Genomic DNA, 21,598 nt, shown 5'->3' with positions numbered 1-21,598 from the left:
GACGGCGAAGCGGATGAACTTGTGATCAACGTATGGGTCGGGGCGGCACCCGCAACCGGTCTGGAACGACGCGGGGACCGCGCGGCCAGCTCGGGGCGTCGAGGACGGCGGTTTACCGAGGCGAGGGCTCACGTCGAAGATCGCCTTAGACGGCTCGGCGTCCCGGCGCCCCGTTCCGGTGGCGCATCAGGTAGGTACTCTGTCACGGATGAGCCCCGACATGATCAACTATGCTCCCCTGCACGCGGCACCCTCCCCCGCTCATACAGCTACGGTGCTGGAGGCCGCACGGCGCGGCGACTTCGGCGAGGAGACCGCCCGGCAGATCACCGGAGCCGGAGCGCGCAGCACAGGGGTCGGCTGCCTCGTGGGCGGCTTCCTGGCCGCCATCATGCTCGTCGCCCTCATCGGAATGCTGGCGCAAGGCGACTCCGAAGGGCTGCTCGTGGGCGGGCTCTTCCTGGCCGGGGCCGTGCTCCTCGGGGTCGCAGTCAAGTTGCTCGGCGACCTGGGCGAGCGCCGCAGCGCTGGGCGGCTGGTGCGCTTGGTCGCGTTCGCCCACGCCAACGGCCTGCCGATCGAACCGGAGGCACCGGCACGGCAACTGCCCGGTTCGGTCTTCGTGCCCAATCCCCACGCCCGCACGATGCACCAGGTGCGGTGGACGGCCGACGGCCTGTCCTTCGAGGTGGCCACGCACACCCGGCAAGGGTCTGGCCAGGGGACACGGCTGGTGCGCTGCCTCGCGGTCCACCTGGACGTGGCTCCTCCCCGGCTCGCCTTCAATCCCAGCGGACCGGGTGCGGTGCGGCCCGCCCCCATCCTCGGCACGGACGTCTTCGAGAATGAGAAGTTCGCGCTGTTCGCGCGCACCCGCGAGCACGCGGCAGCCCGTGCCTTCATGACCGACGAGCTGGTGGCACTGCTGGACGATCGGAACCGGCCGATGAGCGCAGAGGTGGTCGACGGCTGGTTCCTGGCCTATTTTCCCAGCCAGGACGAACTCGACGAGCGGAGCTGGCGGCAAGCCTTCGCGGTGGCGGAGGCGGTCGTGCGTGCCCGTGAGGCGTTCAGGGCACGGGGACAGTCCCAGCAATCCGGCAAATGAGCCGCCCTGGGACCGGCACGATGTCGTATGCACCTGCTGTTGATCCACGTCATCCGGGCGTGGCTCGACACCGGCTGGGACGCTGTCGGTGTCTCGTGGCTGCGCGGCCTGCACGACCCGGTGACCGCTCGCGCCCTGGCCTCGCTGCACGCGTACCCAGGAAACGGCGCTGTCGGACTCGAGAGTCCGCAGGCGCGCAGCGATCTCGGCGAGGTCGGGGCGGCCGAAGCCCTCCTGGTTCGGGGCGATCGATCCTTCGACGGTGTTCCCCGAGAAGAACTCGTCGAGCGTCAGCAGCGGGTAGCGGTCACCGCCTGCGGCGGAACGGGAGAGGACCTCGTCACGGGTGATCACGATCCGATGCTATCGGAGCGCGCCGACACTCCACGTGGGCGCGAAGCGCCGGACATCTATAGCGGGTCCGTCGATGAACCAGGCGCCAAGACACTCGAGCTGCTGCCCTTCCCGCGCCACTGCCGTCGGCAAAGGACGGCTGCGGTACGAGTTCGGCCTGCCTCGCGGCTGCGATCCGGCAAGCACCAGGTACGCACCCGACGGATGCCTGATACAGCCTTTGATATGGCCGCCTGGTCGACGATCGGCAACATTAAGCCTTCACCTGCCCGTTCGCTGTGACCTACCTCGATAGGGCTGACTGCCTGGAGAAAAGGCCGCCCTCTGATTCCAGCGGGCCCCGCCCAGGCGGCCGGCGTCCCACAAGGGTCCGGTGCCGCCGACCCCCGCTAGTGTCGCTACATGAAGCGATTGACATATGTCGTGCTCGCGGCTGTCGTGGCGGTCGCCGTCGGCGCCGGCGCGCCCGCCTCGGCGGCACGGCCTGGGCTGCGGTGGGCGGCATGTCCCGGTGCGGCCGATCCCGGACTGCAATGCACGACCGTGAAGGTCCCGCTCGACTACCACCAGCCGGGCGGCCGCAGCATCGACATCGCCGTGTCCCGCCTGCCCGCCACCGATCCCGCGCAGCGCCGCGGCGTCCTGCTGACCACCGGCGGCGGTCCGGGCGGCCCCGGCGTGCAACTGCCCGAGGAACTGGCGGCTGTGCTGCCACCGCAGGTCCGCGCCCGATACGACCTGATCGGGTTCGACATCCGCTTCGCCGAGCAGAGCACTCCGATCAGCTGCGGCCAGCCGGGCGAGGAGCCGGGCGGGTTCTGGGTGCGCGACCCCGCCGGCCTGCGCAGCTTCATCGCGCAGGTGTCGGAGGCCCGGCGGTACGCGCAGGCGTGCGCCGCAGCCAGCGGTTGGGCGCTGCCGCACGCCACCACGGCGAACGCGGCCCGCGACATGGACGAGATCCGCAAGGCGCTCGGCGAAGCGAAGATCTCATATCTCGGCGGCTCCTACGCGGGCATGCTCGGTGCGACATACTCGACACTGTTTCCCGACCGCGTGGACCGGTTCGTGCTCGACAGCCCGGTCAACGGCGACGCCGCCTGGCGGCAGTTCGAACTGTCCCGCACACCCGCCTTCGAGACAGGGCTCGCCGCGTTCGCGGCGTGGATCGCCGACAACGGCGGGTACGGTTTCGGCAACAACGCGACCGAGGTCGCGGCGAACATCGAGGCGCTGCTGGACCTGGCAGCCGCCGCGCCGATCGAGGCCGGCGGTCACGCATGGACGGCGGGCGAGCTGGGCAGCCTCGTCATCGTCGGCATCTTCTTCGAGCAGTACTTCCCGTACGTCGCCGCCGATCTCGCGGCGGTCCGGGACGGCTCACCACCACCGGTGCCGATGCCGCTCTACCCGTCCGCCCGGCCGGGCGTACCGGGCGTGCCGGCCGACAACCACACCGCGGTGAACACCGCCTACCGCTGCGGCGACAACGCCTGGCCACGCAGCACGCACACCTACCTGGTCGACGTGTACCGGTATGCGGCACAGTACCCGGCCTTCGGCCCGGCCAACGCGAACATCAACGCTTGCGCGTTCTGGCCCTCCGCCGCAGACAACCGGGTGCCGCTGGCCGGCAACCGCGCACCAGGCGTGCTGGTCACGGCCGCGCTGCGAGACGTGTCCGTGCCCATCGCCAACTCACGCGCCGTTGCCGCGGCGATCCACGGGTCCCGGCTGATCACGATCGACGCGCAGACCCACGCGCCGTTCCCCCACTTCGGCAACGCCTGCCTCAACGCCGCCGTCGTCGACTACCTCGTCACCGGGCAGCTGCCGGCCGACGACGTGGCCTGCTGACCCCCGCTCCGCGAGGGCCCCGCAGCCGCGGCCGCGGGGCCCTCGCGGAGCGTCCACCTGCCGAGTGCGGCGCGATGGTGGGGCGCGGCGGCACGGTGCCGCGGCCGGGGTCGGGCGCCTCACCGTCCTGAGGGCGGCGGCGGGCCGACCCGCCAGCCGTCACCTGGAAATGATCTCCTTGGCGTAGGTTTCGATCATGTCGGTGTAGTAGGGGCCGATCGGGGCGACATACAAAGTATCGAATCCGGCCTGTGCATATTTGGCGACCATGTCCCGGTGCACCTGGGGATCGGGGCCGCACGGGATCTTCTCCGCGACCATGTCCGGGGTCACCGGCTCGGCGGCCTGCTCGAAATGTGCCGGTGTGGGCAGCATCTGCGACAGTTCCCCGCTGACACCAGCGGTCGGCCACAGCCGGTGCGCCAGCCGCACCGCCTCCGCCCGGTCGGGCGCGAAGCACGACTTGGCACCGGCCGCGGTGGGCTTGCCTGCTCCTCCGCTCTCACGGAACAGGTTCAGCAGGTCGGCGTCGGGCTGCGTGCTGATGTAACCGTCGCCGATGCGCCCGGCGAGCTTCGTCGAATTCGGCGCCAGCCCCGATACGTAGATGTCCGGCGGTGTGTCCGGCAGCGTGTAGACGCGGGCGTTCTCCACGGTGTAATGGTCGCCGTAGTGCTCGACATCCTCGCCCGTCCACAGCCTCCGGATCACCTCGACGGCCTCTTCCAGCATGTCCAGGCGAACCTTCGCCGGCGGCCAGTGCTCGCCGGTGATGTGCTCGTTCAGCGCCTCCCCGGAGCCGACACCCAGGGTGAACCGGCCCTCGGTGAGCACCGCGCTGGTCGCGGCGGCCTGCGCGATGACCGCCGGGTGGGTGCGAACGGTCGGGCAGGTAACCGCTGTGGTGATCGGCAGATTCGTCACCCGGCTCAACGCGCCGATCATGGACCACACGAACGGACTGTGTCCCTGCGCGTCGACCCACGGATGGAAGTGGTCAGAGATCCACAGCGCGTGGAAGCCGGCGTCCTCCGCCCGCTGCGCCTGCTCCAGCAACTCCTGCGGGGAGTACTCCTCGCAGGAGAGGAAGAATCCGATTTTCATGATTATTCCGGTACCCCATGGTTTGCGGCCCGAAACCGCCGCACCCTGCAGCGGTAACGCCGGGGCGCGGGGGGCGACCTTCGGCAGGCCCCGTGGTTGCCTCGGGGTGCGCGCGGATGGACGGGGCAGCGACGGCACAGAACCACTTCGGTTGAAGCTGCGCTTCAGGAGGGGGACGTGCAGGTGGGCGAGGGCGGGAAGGGCGGTTACCAGATCGTCAGCAGCAGGTGGTTCACCGCAAGGGCGATCGTCGCGCCGGCCAGCAGCCAGCCGCGGCGGCTGCTCGCCGGCAGCAGTGCGGCGCCGGCCGGCAGCCATACGGCGAAGGGCAGCCAGATGCGTTCGACCTCGGCCTTGCTGAGCCCGGACAGGTCCGCGGCGGCGACCGCCAGCAGCGCGGCCAGCGGCAGCAGCACGTGTGCTGCCCGGTCGTGGCGTACGGCGGCCGTGGCGCGGCGGGCGATGACGGCGGCGGCCGGCCCGGCCGACAGCAGGAACGCGGCCAGGTTGGCCCAGGCCCAGTAGCCGTAGGCGCGTTCGGCGGCGATTCCCTGGTAGTAGCGCTGGACGACGAGGTGGTAGCCGTCGAGCCACCAGAACCCGGCGGCGCTGAAGGCCACGACGACGGCCCCGGCGGCCGTGGCGGCCATCGCCAGCACCGGTCCGGCCGCGTGCCGGTGGCCGCGGCTGACCGCTGCCAGCACGACGACCGCGGCCAGCGGCGCGAGCAGGACCAGCCCGTAGGACAGGTGGCAGGCGAAGGCGAGCAGCGCACCGGCGGCCAGGGCCGTGCAGGCGGCCAGGGCGCGCCGTCCGCTGGTCAGGGCCACTGCCAGCAGCGCCAGCGAGGTGCTGGTCAGGCCGGCGAACATGCCGTCGGCGGAGGCGCCGATCCAGACGGCGCCGGGCAGCAGCACCAGGTACGGCACCGCGGCGCGGGCCGCGGTTTCGCTGCCCAGGGCGCGCAGGGTCACCGGCACCGCGACACTGGCCAGGGCACCGGTCGCGACGCAGGTGAGCGCGGCTGGGCCGCCACCGCCGAGGCCGATGCGGTCGAGCCAGACGAAGATCAGCAGCGCTCCGGGCGGGTGCCCGGAGACGTGGGTGGTCCACGAGTCGGGCTGGAAGTCGAGGATGCGTCCGGTGAACCCGGCGAGCATGGCGGGAATGTCGGTGACGCCCGGCACCTCGGTGAGGTATTCGGCCTGGGCGGTCAGGCGGCCGGCGAGCCCGACCCGCCAGCCGTCGATCATGGCGAGGCTCATGGTCCAGGCGGCCGCGGCGGTGTAGCCGGCGGCCATCAGCCGCCGCCAGGGCAGGGTTGCGGCCAGGCGCGGCCCGTGCAGGATCACGGCGGCGGCGACGGCCAGCGCGGCGGGTGTGCCGGGACCCAGGTGCGGCCGCCATAGCGCGTACAGGGGCGCGGCCTGCGCCTGCACGGGGGTGCCGAGCAGGTTCAGTGCGGCGCCTGCGGTGATGGAGGCGGCGACGAGTGCCGCGGCCAGGGCGGTGGCGATGCGGTCGGCGGGCGGGAACGCGGCGCCGGCGGGGGCCGCCGGGTTGTCGGTGTCGAGCATGTCAGGCCCGTAGCGGCGCGTGGGCGAACTCGGCCAGGCCGGCGGCGAACGGCACGGTGGCGGTGAAGCCGATCTCCTGGCGGGCGCGGCGTGGTGAGGCGACGATGTGCCGCACGTCGCCGGCCCGGAAGGCTCCGGTGACCTGTGGTGCGGGGCCGTGCATGGCGTCGGCGAGGGTGGCGGCCATGTCCGCGACGGTGCGGGGCTGGCCGGACGCGATGTTGTATGCGCGCAGGCCGGGCCGGGGCTGGTCGTCGAGGGCGGCCAGGGCGGCGAGGTTGGCGGCGGCGACGTCGGTGACGTGGACGAAGTCGCGGCGCTGGGCGCCGTCCTCGAAGACCTGCGGCGCTCGTCCCTGCTCCAGGGCGGATCGGAAGATCGCCGCGACGCCGGAGTAGGGCGTGTCGCGCGGCATGCCAGGGCCGTAGACGTTGTGGTAGCGCAGGGCGATGGCGTGTGCGCCGGATTCGCGGGCCCAGGCGCCGGCCAGGTGTTCCTGGGCGAGTTTGGTCGCGGCGTAGACGCTGCGTGGTTCGAGGCGGTCGTCCTCGTCGACGGTGCCTGGTTGCAGGGGGTGGCCGCAGCGGGGGCAGCGCGGTTCGAACAGCCCGGCGGCCAGGTCGTCGGTGTGGCGTGGGTCGGGGCGGGTCTGGCCGTGCTGCGCGCATTCGTATCGGCCCTCGCCGTACACGACCATGGAGCTGGCCAGCACGAGCCGCCGCACCCGGTGGCGGGCCATGGCGGCCAGCAGCACGGCGGTGCCGAGGTCGTTGCAGCCGACATAGTCGGGCAGGTCGGCGAGGTCGACGCCCATGCCGACCATGGCGGCCTGGTGCACGACGGCGTCCGCTGCGGTCAGCGCCTTGTCGACGGCGTCGGGGTCGCGGACGTCGGCGCGGTGCACGGTGATCCCGCCGACGTCGCCCGGCTCGGCCCCGGGCCGGTGGGCGGCCGGGTGGAGGCTGTCCAGCACGGACACGTCGTGTCCGGCCGCGGTCAGGGCGCGGGTGACATGGGTGCCGATGAAGCCCGCGCCGCCGGTGACGAGTACTCGCATGACCCACCAACGTAGGCGTCCGCCGGGCCGTCACGGTGCGACGTTCCTATTTCGTAAGGACTTGTCAGCGTTTGTTAAGAACTTGTGGCGGCGTCGGGCCTTAGGTTCGAGATCATGATTGATGTCGTGCTGCCGTGCCTGAACGAGGCCGCCGCGCTGCCCGGGGTGCTGTCGGGGCTGCCCGCAGGATATCGCGCGATCGTCGCCGACAACGGCTCGACCGACGGCTCGGCGGAGGTGGCCCGCACGTTCGGGGCGCATGTCGTGGCGGTGCCGCAGCGGGGCTTCGGCGCGGCCGCGCACGCGGGCCTGCTGGCGGCGACCTCCGATGTGGTGTGCTTCGCCGACGCGGACGGCTCGTTCGACCTCAGGCATCTGCCGCTGGTCGCCGATCCGGTCGCCGCGGGAGCCGCCGACCTGGCACTGGGGCGGCGGCGGCCCAGCCGGGCGGGAGCGTGGCCGGCACACGCCCGGCTCGCCAACGCGCTGCTGGCCTGGCGGCTGAGGACCAGCCTCGGCCTGCCCATCCATGACCTGGGCCCGATGCGTGCGGCCCGCCGTCAGGCGCTGCTCGCGCTCGATCTGCAGGACCGCCGTTTCGGATACCCGCTGGAGATGATCGTCGCCGCGGCCCGCGCCGGCTGGACCGTGTCCGAGGTCGACGTGCGCTACGCGCCTCGCGCCGAGGGCACCCGGTCGAAGGTCACCGGCACCCTGCGCGGCACGGCCCGCGCCGTGCGCGACATGTCCAAGGTGCTCGCCCGGTGACCGCCCCGCAGCTGCTGCTGATCGCCAAGGCTCCGGTGCCCGGCCGGGTCAAGACCCGCCTGTGCCCGCCGTGCACCCCGCGGCAGGCGGCGGCCATCGCCGCGGCGGCGCTGGCCGACACCGTCGACGCCCTGACCGGCAGCCGTGCCCGGCGTCGGGTCCTGGTCCTCGACGGCCCGCACCCGATCCCGCCCGGCTGGTCCACGGTGCCCCAGCGCGGCGACGGTCTGGGTGAACGCCTGGCCAACGCGTACGCCGACACCGCCCTGCCCGCCGCGCCGTCGATCCTGGTCGGCATGGACACCCCACAGCTGACCTCGCAGCACCTGGCCGCGGCCGCCGAGGCGCTGGGCGAGGCCGACGCCGCGCTTGGCCCGGCGCCCGACGGCGGCTGGTGGCTGCTCGGCCTGCGCGAGCCCGCACACGCCGCGGTCCTGGCCGAGGTGCCGATGTCCACGCCCGAGACCGCCGCGCACACCCTTGCCGCGCTGCACCGGCTCGGCCTGACGGTGGCGCTGCTCGACACCCTGCGCGACGTCGACACCGCCGCCGACGCCCTGGCCGTCGCCGCGCAACAGCCCCACGGCCGGTTCGCCGCGGCCGTCGCCGCCGAACTGCCCCACCCGGACGGAGCACGGCGATGACCAGCCCGCTGGTGCTCTACGCCGGAGCGCTGCGCCGGGCGGCGCGAACCGCCGACGGCGCACTGCACCTGACCGGCCCGGACGGGCGGCTGCTGCGCCGCATGGACGTCGCCGCCTGGCACGCCGCCCCGACCAGCGCGGACGACTCCCTGCTCGCCCGGTGCACCGGGCCGACCCTCGACATCGGCTGCGGCCCCGGCCGGCTGACGGCTGAGCTGGGCCGCCGCGGTGTGCCCGCCCTGGGCATCGACCTCAGCCCGGCCGCGGTCCGGCTCGCCCGCAGCCGCGGCGCGAACGTGCTGCTGCACGACGTCTTCGCTCCCCTGCCCGGCCGGGTGCCGTTCGCGCACGTGCTGCTGGCCGACGGCAACATCGGCATCGGCGGCGACCCTGCGCGGCTGCTGGCCCGCTGCCGCGACCTGCTCACCCCCGGCGGGACCGTCCTGGCCGAGGTCGACCCGCCCGGCACCCGCGGCTGGCGGGCGACGGTCGCGCTCACCGACACCAGGCGCACCAGCGACCCGTTCGCCTGGGCCGCCGTCAGCGCCGGCGAGGTCGCCCCGCTGGCCGCCCGCGCCGGGCTGCGCCACACCGACACCTGGACCGGGGAGGGACGATGGTTCGCCTGCCTGGCCCGCTGAACCGCATCCACCCGGCGCGAGCCGCCCGGCTGTTCACCTCCCGGTTGCGCTCCCCGCAGCTGACCAGCCGCCTCGGGGTGCTGCTCGGCGCGGCCGTCGCGGTGTGCTTCCTGACCGGATACCTCAGCCACGCCATCCAGCACCCGCCCGCCTGGTTCTACTGGCCGTCGCGCCCGGTCGGCCTGTACCGCGTCACCCAGGGGCTGCACGTGGCGACCGGCCTGGCGGCGGTGCCGCTGCTGGCGGCCAAGCTGTGGTCGGTCTATCCGAAACTGTTCCGCTGGCCGCCGTTCCGCGACGCCGCGCACGCGGTCGAGCGGCTCAGCCTGTTCCTGCTCGTCGCCTCCGCCCTGTTCCAGATCACCACCGGCCTGCTCAACATCGCGCTGTGGTACTCGCCGATGAGCTTCTTCTTCACCACCGCCCACTACTGGACCGCGTGGATCCTGGCCGGATCACTGCTGATCCATCTCGGAGTCAAGCTGCCGGTGGTCCGGCGGGCGCTGTCCGCCCCGCAGCGGCCGGCGGCGACCGCGGGCATGAGCCGGCGCGGCCTGCTGACGGCGGTCGGCGCGGCCGCCGCGGCGATCACCGCCGCCACGGTCGGGCAGACGCTGCGGCCGCTGGCCGGGCTGTCCGTCCTCGGCCCCCGCGACCCGCAGATCGGACCCCAGGGCCTGCCCGTCAACAAGTCCGCAGCCGCAGCCGGCGTCACGGCCGCCGCCGCCGATCCCGGCTACCGCCTGGAGGTCACCGGGCCGGCCGGCACACTACGGCTCAGCCTCGCCGACCTCGCCGCCATGCCGCAGCACACCGCCGTGCTGCCGATCGCCTGCGTCGAAGGCTGGAGCGCCACCGCCACCTGGACCGGCGTGCCCATCCGGGAGCTGGCCGCCGCGGTCGGCGCCGCCCCCGGCGCCAGCGTGCGCGTCACCTCGCTGGAACAGGACAGCCCCTACCGCATCTCCACCCTGCCCCCGCCGCACGCCGCCGACCCGCTGACCCTGCTCGCGCTCCGGGTCAACGGGCAGCAACTGCACCCGGACCACGGCTACCCGTGCCGGATCATCGCCCCCAACCGGCCCGGCGTGCTGCAGACCAAGTGGGTCGCCCGGATCGAGGTGCTGCCGTGACCCGGACGCCGACCGCCCTGCCGGCCTCGATCGTGTGGAGCCGGCGTCTGCTGATCGCCGCCGGTGTGACCGGCGCCGGATACGGCGCCGCCGGGCTGCTGACCGATACCAGCGTGTCCCTGCCGCACTACTTTCGCTACACCGCGGCCGTGCTGCTCGGGCACGACCTGATCGTGCTGCCCGCGGCGATCGCCGCCGGGGCGGTGCTGACCCGGCGGCTGCCCGGCTGGGCCAAGCCCCCCGTCCAGGGGGCGCTGCTGGTCACCGCGACGCTGACCGTGGTCGCGCTGCCGCTGCTGCTCGGCTACGGCCGGCGTCCCGACGACCCGTCCGCCCTGCCCCGCGACTACCACCGCGGCTACCTCGTCTGCCTGGCCGCCGTCTGGCTCGTCACCGCCGCGGTGCTCGCCGTGCGGGCGCGGCGCCGCACCGCTTCCGACCCTGAGGAGAATCAGTGAACGCGAATCCCACCGTCGCCGTGATCGGCGGCTCCGGCCTTTACAGCCTGCTCGACGGCGCCCGGGAAACCGACGTCCAGACGCCGTACGGCCCGCCGTCGGACGCGATCACCATCGGCGAGGTCGCCGGACGGCAGGTGGCGTTCCTGCCCCGCCACGGCCGCGACCACCGCCACCCGCCCCACCTCATCCCCTACCGGGCCAACCTGTGGGCGCTGCGCTCGCTGGGCGTACGGCAGATCCTCGCGCCCTGCGCCGTCGGCGGCCTGCGCCCAGACCTCGGACCCGGCACGTTCGTGCTGCCCGACCAGCTCATCGACCGCACCAGCGGACGCGAGCGCACCTTCGTCGAGTCCGGCGCCGTGCACGTCACCTTCGCCGACCCCTACTGCCCCGCTGGGCGCGCCACCGTCCAGGCGACCGCGCAGCAGACCGGCGTCGCGGTCGAACCGGGCGGCACCATGGTCGTCATCGACGGCCCCCGCTTCTCCACCCGCGCCGAGTCCCGCTGGTACGCGGCCTGCGGCGGCACCGTCATCAACATGACCGGCGCGCCCGAAGCCGCCCTCGCTCGCGAGCTGGCCCTCTGCTACACCTCGATCGCGCTGGTCACCGACCACGACGCCGGCGTAGACGGCGACCACGGCGTCACCCAGGACGAGGTCTTCCGCGTCTTCAAGGACAACACCGAACGCATGCGTGCGCTGCTGCTCGCCGCCATCGCCGACCTGCCCGCCGACCGCAACTGCCCCTGCCCGGCGGCCCTCGACGGCATGCGGACCGGCTACGACCTATCCTGACCCGACCCGAGGCTGCCGTCGCGGCCAGGCCATGTCCGCACCTGCGACACCCGGCGGCGATCGAGCGCTGGACGAACGTGCACGCGTCCGCCTTGGCGACGCCGGCCAGCCCCGGGGACGGCGTCGCCGAGCTCCCCGGCAGCTGCACACCGGCGGTGGCGTCGGCCAGGAGCAGTGTCGGCACCGGGCTGGGGAACAGGAACCGGTCGGCGTCCTGCCCGTCCCGCTCACCCATCACCTCGCGGGCGAAGCGCGCGCCTGCCAGCGGGTCAACCGGGCGAGGCCGGCTTTCACAGCTCGACGGGAGACAGCAGCAGCGCGGTCACCGCGCCGAGCAGCGCGATCCCGGCCAGGGTCGCCAGTGCCGTCTGCGTGAGACGGCCGGCGGTCTTCCCGGCGAGGCCGGCGAACAGCAGCACCAGCGCGAGCACGACCGCGATCAGCACGTAGTTGTCGGAGCGCTGGTTGGCGGCGCGAGCCGTGGCCGACAGCTCGTCGGCTCGGTCCAGCAGTCGCTGCGCGTCGGCGTCGGCGGCCAGCCGGTACTGCGGCATGTCGAACGGCGTCGCCGGCGCGGCCGCGTTCACCAGCGGCCGGGTGGCCAGCCACGCGTCGACGGCGGGGCGGAACTCCGGACGCATCCGCTGGAACAGGAACCCGGACGCGGTGTCGGGGTCCGGCCGATAGTCTCCCGCCGGGCGAGGCACGACCCGGTTGATGATCTCGTTGTTGAGCGCGTTGAGCCAGGTCGTGAATGACACAACGTCGATCGTGCGCTGCTCGGCGGCCAGAGTGGAGGCACGGCCCGCGTCGGAGCGCACCGCCCCCGCCGCGGCGTAGGCGTTGGCCTGCACCCCGCCCCACTTCGCGCTCTGGAATCCGGCCCAGGCGGTGCCCACCGCCGCCAACGCCATGATCAGCGCCAGGACCAGTTCCCTGCGAGGGAACGCCGACATGCTGTCCACCCGTACAGTATTCGTAGCTCGGGCCGCCTCGGAGGATGTTTCGCAGTTCGCGGCTGCCGGCGGCTGCCCACCTCCAGGCTCGCTGACCTGCCAGGCGCGTGCGGCTCCCCGGCTCGTTTCGGGTGGACGGTCGTCCGCATGTCACCGGGTCAGGCGACCTGCTGACCGTTGCCCAGCTGCCCGCCGCGACGCGCCCCGACGGCAGGAGCCTTTAGTCCTCTGCGGACGGGACCGGCGGCACTGCCGCCGCCACGGCCGGCGGCGGGATGCTCAAGGCGCCACCCCCGAAGAGGAAGGAACCCGGCGATGACCGCCCTGCTCACCCCCCGCACGACCCCCAACGGCCACCAGCCCTTCGCGCGGCCGGCCCCGCCGCCGCAGACCGCCCGCGCCCGCGCCACCCGGTTCGTCCTGGCCGGCCTGCGCATCGCGCTGGGCTGGGTCTTCCTGTGGGCGTTCCTGGACAAGCTGTTCGGCCTGGGCCACGAGACCAAGGCCGAAGCCGCCTGGATCAACGGCGGCCGGCCGACCCTGGGCTTCCTGAAGTTCGGCACCGAAGGCCCGTTCGCCGGCCTCTACCAGGCGATCGCCGGTGCCACCTGGGCGGACTGGCTGTTCATGACCGGGCTTGCCGGCGTCGGCGTCGCGCTGGTCGCCGGCATCGGCCTACGCGCCGCCGCCACCGCCGGAGGCCTGCTGCTCGTGCTGATGTGGACCGCCGTGCTGCCCCCGGCCAACAACCCCATCATCGACGACCACCTCATCTACGCCGGACTGCTCGCCGTCCTCGCGCTGACCGACGCCGGCGACACCTTCGGGTTCGGCAAGGCCTGGGCCCGGACCGCGATCGTGCGGCGGATGCCCTTCCTGCGCTGACATCCGCCGCCGCCCGGGTGCGGCCGCCGACCCTCGCGGCGGCCGCACCCGGTGACGCAGCACCGCGCTGCAACCGACACCACCACGGGCACAGCGGCCGTCTACGCCGCAGGCGTGCTCGGGCAGGCAATACACCCCACCCCATCCCCCGGAGGTGACGACCATGGCGACCGTCTCCATCGACCGCCTGACCAAGACCTTCCCCCACGCCACCCGGCCCGTCCTTGACCACGTCAGCCTCGAGGTCGCCGACGGCGAGTTCCTCGTCCTCGTCGGCCCGTCCGGCTGCGGCAAGTCCACCCTGCTGCGACTGATCGCCGGCCTCGAAGACCCCACCGACGGCACGATCAGCATCGACGGCGCCGTCGTCAACGACACCCCGCCCAAACTGCGCGACATCGCCATGGTCTTCCAGAACTACGCCCTCTACCCGCACATGACCGTCACCGAGAACCTCGGCTTCAGCCTGCGCATGTCCCACACCCCCCACGACCGCGCCCGCGAACAGGTCGACGAGGTCGCCCACGTGCTGGCCCTGGAGACACTGCTCGACCGCAAACCCGCCGCGCTGTCCGGCGGCCAGCGCCAGCGTGTGGCGATGGGCCGGGCCATGGTGCGCCACCCGAAGGTGCTGCTCATGGACGAACCGCTGTCGAACCTCGACGCCAAGCTGCGAGTGGCGATGCGCGGCGAGCTGATGCGCCTGCACCAGCGCGACGCCACCACCACCCTCTACGTCACCCACGACCAGGTCGAGGCCATGACCCTCGGCGACCGGATCGCGGTCCTGCACGACGGCCGCATCCAGCAGGTCGGCACCCCGCAGGAGCTCTACCACCACCCCGTCAACGTGTTCGTCGCCGGGTTCATCGGCTCCCCCGCCATGAACCTCGCCCTCGGCCGGGTCATGTCCGGCGAACTGGGCCTGTCGGGCCTGCGACTGGCCCTCGGCGAGCACTGCTGGCCCGTACCGGAGACGCTCGCCGGCCGGCTGGACGGCGTGGACGCCACCGGCCACGACGTGGTCGTCGGGCTGCGCCCCGGTGCGCTCACCCTGGGCTCGGCCGCGCCCGGCCTTCCCCAGATAGAGGTCACGGCCGTCACCGTCGAGTCGCTGGGCGACGAGACCAACGTACTGTTCCTGCCGCCGTTCACCGTGCCCGACGTGATCCGCGGCAGCGGCGACAGCGACATGACCACCATGTGGACCGCGCGCCTGGGGCCTGACACCGCGATCACCGCGGGACAGACCGTCACTCTCGCCGTGGACCTGGCTCAGGCCTACGTCTTCGACGCCGCCACCGGCGCCGCGCTGCATGCCGGCCCCGTGCCGCAGCCGGCCGCCTGAACACCCGGCCTGGTGCCGGCCGCCCTAACCCGGCGGCCGGCACCGCCTCATCGAAGCGAGACGGGACCAACGTCCCGCCGGCGGGGACGTCGGCCTCATGACGGCAACGGCCGTGCGGAGAAGGCTCGAAGGTGAAGGCAACACCACGAAGGAAAGGAGAGCCGTCATGCGCGCCTGCGTGGTGACCGGCTTCGACGCCCCGCTGTCCGTCGGCGACGTGCCGATCCCGCGGCCGGCCGATGGCCAGATCCTGGTCCGGGTCGAGGCCAGCGGGCTGTGCCACACCGACATCCACGCCGCCCGCGGCGACTGGCCGGTCAAACCCGCGCTGCCGTTCATCCCCGGCCACGAGGGCGTCGGCATCGTCGAGCGCCTCGGCCGCGGCGTCACCGACGTCGTGGTAGGTGACCGGGTGGCCATGCCGTGGCTCGGTTACACCTGCGGCACCTGCGAGTACTGCGTCAGCGGCCGGGAAACGCTGTGCCTGTCGCAGCGCAACACCGGCTACTCGATCGACGGCGGCCACGCCGAGTACGCCGTCGCATACGCCAGCCATGTCGTGAAAGTCCCCGACGGCGTCAGCCCGTTCGACGCCGCTCCGCTGACCTGCGCCGGAGTCACCACCTACAAGGCGATCAAGGTGGCACAGGTGCGGCCGACCCAACGGGTGGCCGTCTTCGGCATCGGTGGGCTCGGCCACCTGGCCCTGCAGTACGCGCAGATCTTCGGCGGCGACACCATCGCCGTCGACGTCACGGAGGACAAGCTCGCGCTGGCGCTCAAGCTCGGCGCTGCGCACACCGTCAACGCCGCCCGCACCGACCCCGTCGCCGCGATCCAGGACCTCGGCGGCGCCGACGTCGCCGTCGTGCTGGCCGCCGACCCGAAAGTGCTCGAGCAGGCGCACGCCAGCCTGCGCCGCGGCGGACAGCTGGTCCTGGTGTCGCTGCCCAAGGACAACACCATGCGCCTGCCCGTGTTCGAGACGGTGCTCGGCGGGCTGACCGTCATCGGGTCGATCGTCGGCACCCGCGCCGACCTTGCCGAGGTGTTCGCCCTGCACGCCGCCGGACGTACGACCGTGCAGTACGAGATCCGCGACCTCGACGAGATCAACGACGCCGTCGACGACGTCCTGGCCGGGCGGGTCACCGCCCGCATCGTGTTCCAGGTCTGAATCGCGCACCGTGGGCGGGCCGCAGCTGTGCGGCCCACCCACGGTGCCGTATCCGGGCTGCAGCACCACCGCGACAGCCCCGAAATGCCCAGTAACCCCGTAATCGGCGTGTTTCATACCGCTAGCGGGGATGATCGGGACAGACACCCGGCCTGCCGCAGGAGAGCACGATGACCGCTGCCGTGACGCTGACCCCTACCACCTTTCAGCAGGTCGTGACGGCAGCGGTACGCGCCCCGTCGCTGCACAACAGCCAACCGTGGCGCTTTCGCATCCACGGCGGATCGGTCGACGTGTGCGCCGATCCGGCCCGCCGGCTGCCGGTGGCCGATCCGACGGGCCGGGCCGTGCGGATCGCCTGCGGTGCCGCCGCGTTCAACGCCCGCCTGGCGCTGGCCGTCAACGGCCTGGCCGCCAACACCCACCTGCTGCCCGACCCCGCCGACCCCGAGCTGATGGCACGGCTCAGCCCGCACGCCGCCCGTCCGGCGACTGACACCGAGACGGCCCTGTACGCCGCCATCGCCGAGCGCCACAGCGTGCGGGAACCGTTCGGACCCGCTCCCGTACCGGTCCAAGCCCGGGTGCAGATCGTCCACGCCGCCCAGACTGAAGGTGCGTGGGTGGAGCTCGTCACCGGACCGGCATCCATCGAGGTGATCTCCGAGATCGTGCGGGCGGCCCACGATGCCCTCACCGCCGATGAGGACTACCGGGCGGAGCTGCGCGCCTGGACCCGGCCCGACGACCGGTCCGACGACGGTGTGCCCGCCGCGGCAGGTGGTCCGAGCCCGCAACCCGGCGACCTGCTGCCCCGACGCGCCTTCGGTGACCGGCCGCCGGTGCCCGGTATGGACTTCGATCCCGACCCGTTCGTCGTCGTGCTTGGCACCGCCGGTGACACCGCCGCCGAGCAGATCCAGGCCGGCCTGGCGCTGCAGCACGTACTGCTGACGATCACCGACGCGGGCCTGGCCGCCTCGATGCTGTCCCAGCCCATCGAGGTCGACGCCGAACGGCAGCGGCTGGCCGACGCGTTCGGCCGCGACGGCGTACCGCAGATGGTGCTGCGGGTCGGGCAGGCCCGACCGGGACGCCCCACCCCGCGCCGAGGCGTCTCCCGGGTCGTCGACATGCGATAGGCAGGGTCGCGGTCAGGGCTCTGGTCGTGCCGGTGTCGCGACACTCATCGCTTGTCGGCGTGACGCCCGCGCCAGAGGCGCACAGCTGACTGCGGCTCACCCGGGCCGCCAGGCACTCAACACGATTCTGGCCTGCGGCGCGGGCGACCCGCTGCAAGCAGGCGGCGCCACCGCCCTGCCGCCGGCGGCCGGCACGTGGCGCCGCTGCCGCCGCCCGAGCCTGCACAGCCCGCGTCCGCGTGGCCGGGCTCGCCGCATCCCGCGAAACGAACCCACCCAACCTTGATCACTGCTGAACGTTGACTCGTGCCGTGTGGCAGCAGGACTCAGCGACCGTCGGCGGCGTGTCTGGGCAGCCGCTGTCCGGCCCCCACCACATGCAATGCCCCGTATTCGTCGGCTGCCCGCAAGGTCATCACGACCTGCGGCAACGCGGATCGGACGCTGAGCGACCCACCGGAATAGCGCATCCGCTGATGCGTCTGCACGATCAGCAACGCTCCCGCGGTGTCCAGGGAACGGCACCTGGCCATATCGAGGACCAGCACTTCCGGCCGAAACCGCATCGCCTCGTCCAGCACCTGGCTGGCGTGGCCCGCCGACCAGGCGTCCAGGTCGCCGACGATGGAAACCTCGACCTCCGGAATGCGCCAGGCGGCTACCAGGCCATGGCTGTGGCCGTCGATCACCTTGCCCTCCTTCCTCACCCGGCCGAGCATCGGAACCGTTCATGGCGGCATCCGTGCGATCACATGACAGTCGTGTGACAACACCGCGACGGCCGCAGCGTGTCAGCACCCAGCCGCCGAGCATCCACCGGACACTTGTGCCCACGTCACTGGATGCCCGCCACCTGCGGCGATGTGGTGACGCGCGGTGCCTTGTCACACAACTGTCACGGGTTTGCGTGGTGATCGCCGTACCACCTGGGAAGGGTGAAATCCGCCAGCAGGGAGGTAAAGGTGGACGAATTCAGCCGCGCAGCGCAGACGACACAGACGGTGCCGGTGGTCGAAGTGCAGGTTTGCGGCGACCTCGACGCCAGCTCAGCACCTGGAGTCAATGAGGTGCTCTCCGAGGCGCTCGCCCTGCACCCGCGGCAGCTGGTGATCGACCTGGCCGGGTGTGACGTCATCGACGCCGCCGGGATCCTGCTTCTGCTGGACGCGCACCGCCGCGCCATTCGCGAGGGCGGCATGGTCGCACTGCGCTCCCCGTCGGCCAGGGCCCGCCGAAACCTGAAGCTGGCGAAGGTCGACCGGGTGCTGCAGGTCATCACCCCCGACGGCGACCTGTCCCTGGGCATCTCCCACGACAGCGAGGCCGGCTTCGGCGGGGTGACGCGATGAACACCACCGGCAGATACCAGCTGATCATGGCTGCCGATCGGGTTCCGCCAGCCGACTCGGACGACTGCATCGACCATGTCGATGCCGGACTGTCCGCCCTGCGTGCCTATACCGACCTGCAGGCCGGCACCTGGCTGGCCGCCGACACAGGCAAGACGGCCGACAGCGCTGACGCGGCGCACGCGGCGGCACTGCTGCGTTCCCTGTGCCACCATCAGCCGGCCGCGTTTCCCGAGGGCTGGTTCGACGACTACCTGGCCGTCAACCGTCGGCTGGCGGCCACAGCCACGTGCCTTGCCGCCGAGCAGGCGGTCATCTGGGTCCACGGGCACCGGCTGCAGCTGCTGCCAGGCGTGATGCGGCGGCTGCGGCCCGACCTGGGCATCGTGATGCAGCTGCACAGCGCGTTCCCTCCGGCCGAGCTGTTCGTGCGGCTGCCCGAGCACCGGGAGCTGCTGTCGGGGCTGCTGGGAGCCGATGTCGTCGTCCTGCCGTACCGGCGTGCGGCGGCCAATCTGCTCGACCTCGCCGGGCGGGTGCACGGGCTGCCGGTGCGTGACGGGCAGATCGCCGTCGGCAACCGGCGGGTGCGGGTGCTGGCCTACCCGATGCCCGCCGACGCGGCGGGGATCCGAAGGCTGGCCCGGTCTGGGCCGGTGCGTGCCCGCGCCCAGCAGATCCGCGCCGCGCTGCGGGTGGCCGGGCCGGTGCTGCTGTCGGTGGCCGGCTGGGACCCCGCCGAGGCCGTCGAGCAGCGGCTGGTCGCCTTCGACCGGTTCCTTGCCGAGCACCGCCCCGCCCCTGCCACCATCGCGCTGCTGCACGTCGGATACGGCGAGCCGCGGACCCCGGCAGAGCACGACCACCGCGAACGCGTCGACCGCCTCATCGCGAAGGTCAACGGAACATACGCCGAGGTCGGCCAGCCCGTCGTGCACTACCTGCGGGCAGCCCCGGACCGGCGGGAGCTTACGTCGCTGTACCTGGCCTGCGACGCGCTCCTGGCCACCCCCGACCATCACGGCACGGCGGCGCAGGCGCACGAGTTCGTCGCCGCGCACGGCAGCGCCCCGGTCGTGGTCAGCGAGCTCACCTGCGACGGGGCGGACCTGCCCGGTGCGGTGGTGGTCAACCCGCACGACACCGCGGCATTCTCCGCTGCCATCGCGCGGGTGGCCGGTGTCAGCGCATCGGTGCCCCTGGCTGGCTCGGCTGGGACGGCACCCGCCCCTGAGGCGTGGGCCCGGCGGCTGATGGCCGTCGTACGCGCTCGCGCTGCCGCCCCGGCCCAGGCCAACCGCCGACGCCAGCCCGCGACCGCAGGCAGCACGCGTCCAGCCGGGCATCCGGCTCCGCACGACAATCCGAGGAAGATCGACGCAAGGTGACATACCCGCTCGACCAGCAGCAGCAGCTGCGACGCGCACACGGCTGCCTGCTGGTGGCCGCGTGCGCCGATCTGATCGCCGCCCCGTTCAACGGCCGTATCGTGCCCGACCCGGCGCAGGTGGAGGTCATCCTGCGCACTTCACCGCGCCCGCAGCGACCGAGCCCGGCCGCGCTGCAGATGACCGTGCTCGCCGAGCATCTGGCCGCCCACGGCGGCCGGATCAGCGACGACGGCCTGGCCTCGGAGCTGGCGAAGGAGTGGCCGTCCGACCGGCCGGATCTGGCGGGTTCGGGCACTGCCCGGGTGCTGGTCGCGGTCGCTTCAGGTGCCCGCTGGTGGCAGGCCGCTCCTAAGGTCCACCACGGCGATGGCAGCTTCGGCAGCGTCGCCGCGGTGCGCGCCTGCGCCGCGGGCCTGGTGCCCGGCGTCGGCGCGGCCGCAGCCGCAGCACTGGGCCGCCGGTCGGCGGGGATCACGCACACCCATCTGCTCGCCCGGGACGGTGCCGCCGCGGCCGCGGCCGCGGTGGCGCTGGCCGTGCGCAGCCAGCCCGGCGCGCCTGCCGACAAGTACCGGTTCCTGTCGGCGGTGGCGGCCCAGATGCGCACGGCCGAGTTCCGCTCGGCGCTGCGCACGGTCCAGACTCTGGTGCGCCACCGCAGTGCGCCGGCGGAGACCGCCGCGACGCTCGGAGCCGACCGCACTGCCCTGCGCAGTGTGCCCGCAGCGCTGACGGCGTTTCTGCGTCATCCCGACGAGCCCACCGCCGCGATCCGCTATGCGCTGATGATGGGCGGTCAGACCCAGACCGTCGCCGCCATCGTCGGTGCGATCATCGGTGCGCGCCACCCCGAGCACACGGTCGCCATGCCGTGGCGGCCTGACGTCGTGCGGCTGCTGCGCCTGCGCGCGGCGGCGGCAGGGCTTTCATCGACAACCGCACGCGGCAGCCGGCGCAGCGCCGGAGACCATACCGGCGAGGGGTCATGAGCGACGACCTCGCGCTACGCATGTCCGGCCGGCAGCGGCAGCTGCGCGTCACCGCCGTTGGCGCGCTGCGTGCCGACAACGCCCACCGACTACCGAAAGTCGTGCTCGGACTGCTTCGCCGGTACGCGCCTGCTGCGGTGCTGCTGGACCTGGCGGCTGTCACCCGCATCGACGCCGTCGGTGTCGCCGCGGTCGTGCTGTGCCAGCAGACCGCAGCCCGCCACGGCGTCACCTTCATGGTGGACGCCTGCTCCACGTGCGTGCAGTCGGCCCTGCACGCCCATCACGTCGGCTACCTGCTGCCCGGGCCGCCCCGCCGTCACGCGATGCCGCTGCGGCGCCACCGCACCGGCACCAGGTGCGCAGGGCGGTCCCGCCCGCGCCGCTCCGGCGGCCAGGAAATGGACGGCCGCCGGTGAACAGTTCTCGTCTGCACCTGCGGCTGCAAGCGACGTCATCCGGCCTGCAGCTGGTCGCGCACGGCCGGCTGAACGCCGCCACCGCCCGGCAGCTCGGCCAGGCCATCAGCCTCGCGCTGCACCGGCTGCGCGCCCGGCGGTTGAGCCTGGACCTGACCGCCGTCGACATCATCGACGCCGCAGGCGTCGCGGCGCTGATCCGCGGCAGGGTCGAAGCCGACCGCTGCGCCGTCACGCTGACGATCGCCGACCCGTCCCCCGGTCTCCTCAACGCGATGCGGGCACATGCGCGAACCACCCATGCCACCGCAGGCCCACGTGGCGCCAGCGGGGCGCCGACAGCGCGGCTCCGGTCGCGTGCACGTCTGCGCCTGCCCTGCCTGCGACACCGCCATCTCGATCCGATGCGGTAATCCGCGACCCCGTCTGGAGGCAGCCCAC

At 73.0% G+C, this 21,598-nt stretch carries 22 protein-coding genes and 1 pseudogene; 17 read left to right on the top strand and 6 right to left on the bottom strand.

Annotated features, from left to right (window positions below; genetic code table 11):
* The first annotated feature begins 208 nt into the window (after positions 1–208).
* Positions 209–1,108 (top strand): hypothetical protein, encoded by a 900-nt coding sequence (locus tag Cba03nite_RS29515; protein ID WP_203753113.1) that lies wholly within the window; start codon positions 209–211, stop codon positions 1,106–1,108.
* 201 nt (positions 1,109–1,309) lie between these two features.
* Here Cba03nite_RS29515 and Cba03nite_RS40730 read toward each other — a convergent pair.
* A pseudogene (locus Cba03nite_RS40730) lies at positions 1,310–1,462 on the bottom strand (YfbO family protein); the annotation flags it as partial.
* Between the two features lie 402 nt (positions 1,463–1,864).
* Here Cba03nite_RS40730 and Cba03nite_RS29505 point away from each other — a divergent pair.
* Positions 1,865–3,319, top strand: coding sequence for an alpha/beta fold hydrolase (locus tag Cba03nite_RS29505; RefSeq protein WP_203753110.1), 1,455 nt, complete (start codon positions 1,865–1,867; stop codon positions 3,317–3,319).
* Positions 3,320–3,478: 159 nt separating this feature from the next.
* Here Cba03nite_RS29505 and Cba03nite_RS29500 read toward each other — a convergent pair whose 3' ends face one another.
* The 3 genes from Cba03nite_RS29500 to Cba03nite_RS29490 all read right to left on the bottom strand — a co-directional run bounded on the left by Cba03nite_RS29500 (position 3,479) and on the right by Cba03nite_RS29490 (position 7,057).
* Positions 3,479–4,423, bottom strand: a complete 945-nt coding sequence (locus Cba03nite_RS29500; RefSeq protein WP_203753318.1) for a TIGR03557 family F420-dependent LLM class oxidoreductase — start codon at positions 4,421–4,423, stop codon at positions 3,479–3,481.
* A gap of 206 nt (positions 4,424–4,629) precedes the next feature.
* Complete coding sequence (locus tag Cba03nite_RS29495; RefSeq protein ID WP_203753107.1) at positions 4,630–6,000, bottom strand: hypothetical protein; 1,371 nt, start codon at positions 5,998–6,000, stop codon at positions 4,630–4,632.
* A gap of 1 nt (position 6,001) precedes the next feature.
* The gene (locus Cba03nite_RS29490) at positions 6,002–7,057 is read right to left on the bottom strand and encodes an NAD-dependent epimerase/dehydratase family protein (protein ID WP_203753105.1); all 1,056 of its coding nucleotides are present in this window, start codon (positions 7,055–7,057) and stop codon (positions 6,002–6,004) included.
* A 114-nt stretch (positions 7,058–7,171) separates the two neighbouring features.
* Here Cba03nite_RS29490 and Cba03nite_RS29485 point away from each other — a divergent pair, with 114 nt between their 5' ends.
* From Cba03nite_RS29485 to Cba03nite_RS29460, 6 genes are read left to right on the top strand one after another with little or no spacing between them, the layout of a single operon-like run.
* Positions 7,172–7,825, top strand: coding sequence for a glycosyltransferase family 2 protein (locus Cba03nite_RS29485; RefSeq protein WP_203753103.1), 654 nt, complete (start codon positions 7,172–7,174; stop codon positions 7,823–7,825).
* Positions 7,822–8,469, top strand: coding sequence for a TIGR04282 family arsenosugar biosynthesis glycosyltransferase (locus tag Cba03nite_RS29480; protein WP_203753101.1), 648 nt, complete (start codon positions 7,822–7,824; stop codon positions 8,467–8,469). The genes Cba03nite_RS29485 and Cba03nite_RS29480 overlap by 4 nt, the downstream gene beginning before the upstream one ends.
* Positions 8,466–9,110, top strand: a complete 645-nt coding sequence (locus tag Cba03nite_RS29475; protein WP_203753099.1) for a methyltransferase domain-containing protein — start codon at positions 8,466–8,468, stop codon at positions 9,108–9,110. Before Cba03nite_RS29480 ends, Cba03nite_RS29475 begins: the two co-directional genes overlap by 4 nt.
* Positions 9,086–10,243 (top strand): molybdopterin-dependent oxidoreductase, encoded by a 1,158-nt coding sequence (locus Cba03nite_RS29470; RefSeq protein ID WP_203753097.1) that lies wholly within the window; start codon positions 9,086–9,088, stop codon positions 10,241–10,243. Before Cba03nite_RS29475 ends, Cba03nite_RS29470 begins: the two co-directional genes overlap by 25 nt.
* Positions 10,240–10,701 carry a hypothetical protein gene (locus Cba03nite_RS29465; protein ID WP_203753095.1) on the top strand — a complete coding sequence of 154 codons (462 nt, stop codon included), beginning with the start codon at positions 10,240–10,242 and terminating at the stop codon, positions 10,699–10,701. The genes Cba03nite_RS29470 and Cba03nite_RS29465 overlap by 4 nt, the downstream gene beginning before the upstream one ends.
* Positions 10,698–11,501: an S-methyl-5'-thioadenosine phosphorylase gene (locus Cba03nite_RS29460; RefSeq protein ID WP_203753093.1), complete on the top strand. Its 804-nt coding sequence runs from the start codon at positions 10,698–10,700 to the stop codon at positions 11,499–11,501. The genes Cba03nite_RS29465 and Cba03nite_RS29460 overlap by 4 nt, the downstream gene beginning before the upstream one ends.
* Before the next feature lie 290 nt (positions 11,502–11,791).
* Here the strand turns inward: Cba03nite_RS29460 and Cba03nite_RS29455 are convergent, their stop codons facing one another.
* Positions 11,792–12,457, bottom strand: a complete 666-nt coding sequence (locus tag Cba03nite_RS29455; protein ID WP_203753090.1) for a hypothetical protein — start codon at positions 12,455–12,457, stop codon at positions 11,792–11,794.
* A gap of 315 nt (positions 12,458–12,772) precedes the next feature.
* Between Cba03nite_RS29455 and Cba03nite_RS29450 the strand changes: the two genes are divergently transcribed.
* The 4 genes from Cba03nite_RS29450 (at position 12,773) to Cba03nite_RS29435 (ending at position 17,009) form a co-directional block, all read left to right on the top strand.
* Positions 12,773–13,342 (top strand): hypothetical protein, encoded by a 570-nt coding sequence (locus Cba03nite_RS29450; RefSeq protein ID WP_239126091.1) that lies wholly within the window; start codon positions 12,773–12,775, stop codon positions 13,340–13,342.
* 163 nt (positions 13,343–13,505) lie between these two features.
* Positions 13,506–14,690: an ABC transporter ATP-binding protein gene (locus tag Cba03nite_RS29445; RefSeq protein ID WP_203753087.1), complete on the top strand. Its 1,185-nt coding sequence runs from the start codon at positions 13,506–13,508 to the stop codon at positions 14,688–14,690.
* A 166-nt stretch (positions 14,691–14,856) separates the two neighbouring features.
* Positions 14,857–15,867, top strand: coding sequence for a zinc-dependent alcohol dehydrogenase (locus Cba03nite_RS29440; RefSeq protein ID WP_203753084.1), 1,011 nt, complete (start codon positions 14,857–14,859; stop codon positions 15,865–15,867).
* 170 nt (positions 15,868–16,037) lie between these two features.
* The gene (locus tag Cba03nite_RS29435) at positions 16,038–17,009 is read left to right on the top strand and encodes an Acg family FMN-binding oxidoreductase (protein ID WP_203753080.1); all 972 of its coding nucleotides are present in this window, start codon (positions 16,038–16,040) and stop codon (positions 17,007–17,009) included.
* A gap of 326 nt (positions 17,010–17,335) precedes the next feature.
* Here Cba03nite_RS29435 and Cba03nite_RS29430 read toward each other — a convergent pair whose 3' ends face one another.
* The gene (locus tag Cba03nite_RS29430; RefSeq protein WP_203753078.1) at positions 17,336–17,698 is read right to left on the bottom strand and encodes an STAS domain-containing protein; all 363 of its coding nucleotides are present in this window, start codon (positions 17,696–17,698) and stop codon (positions 17,336–17,338) included.
* 273 nt (positions 17,699–17,971) lie between these two features.
* On the opposite strand from Cba03nite_RS29430, the gene Cba03nite_RS29425 reads away from it, so the two are divergent.
* The 5 genes from Cba03nite_RS29425 to Cba03nite_RS29405 are packed head-to-tail and all read left to right on the top strand — an operon-like array spanning position 17,972 to position 21,570.
* Positions 17,972–18,358 (top strand): STAS domain-containing protein, encoded by a 387-nt coding sequence (locus Cba03nite_RS29425; RefSeq protein ID WP_203753076.1) that lies wholly within the window; start codon positions 17,972–17,974, stop codon positions 18,356–18,358.
* Complete coding sequence (locus Cba03nite_RS29420; RefSeq protein WP_203753074.1) at positions 18,355–19,746, top strand: trehalose-6-phosphate synthase; 1,392 nt, start codon at positions 18,355–18,357, stop codon at positions 19,744–19,746. Before Cba03nite_RS29425 ends, Cba03nite_RS29420 begins: the two co-directional genes overlap by 4 nt.
* On the top strand, positions 19,743–20,738 hold the full coding sequence (locus Cba03nite_RS29415; protein WP_203753072.1) for an ADP-ribosylglycohydrolase family protein: 996 nt from the start codon (positions 19,743–19,745) through the stop codon (positions 20,736–20,738). Before Cba03nite_RS29420 ends, Cba03nite_RS29415 begins: the two co-directional genes overlap by 4 nt.
* Positions 20,735–21,157, top strand: coding sequence for an STAS domain-containing protein (locus tag Cba03nite_RS29410; protein WP_203753070.1), 423 nt, complete (start codon positions 20,735–20,737; stop codon positions 21,155–21,157). Before Cba03nite_RS29415 ends, Cba03nite_RS29410 begins: the two co-directional genes overlap by 4 nt.
* Positions 21,154–21,570 (top strand): STAS domain-containing protein, encoded by a 417-nt coding sequence (locus tag Cba03nite_RS29405; RefSeq protein WP_203753068.1) that lies wholly within the window; start codon positions 21,154–21,156, stop codon positions 21,568–21,570. The genes Cba03nite_RS29410 and Cba03nite_RS29405 overlap by 4 nt, the downstream gene beginning before the upstream one ends.
* The last annotated feature ends 28 nt before the right edge of the window (positions 21,571–21,598 follow it).

It is taken from the genome of Catellatospora bangladeshensis (assembly GCF_016862575.1).
Taxonomy (GTDB): Bacteria; Actinomycetota; Actinomycetes; order Mycobacteriales; family Micromonosporaceae; genus Catellatospora; species Catellatospora bangladeshensis.
Note: the sequence above shows the minus strand (reverse complement) of the source record. Positions and strands in the feature narration are given on the sequence as shown.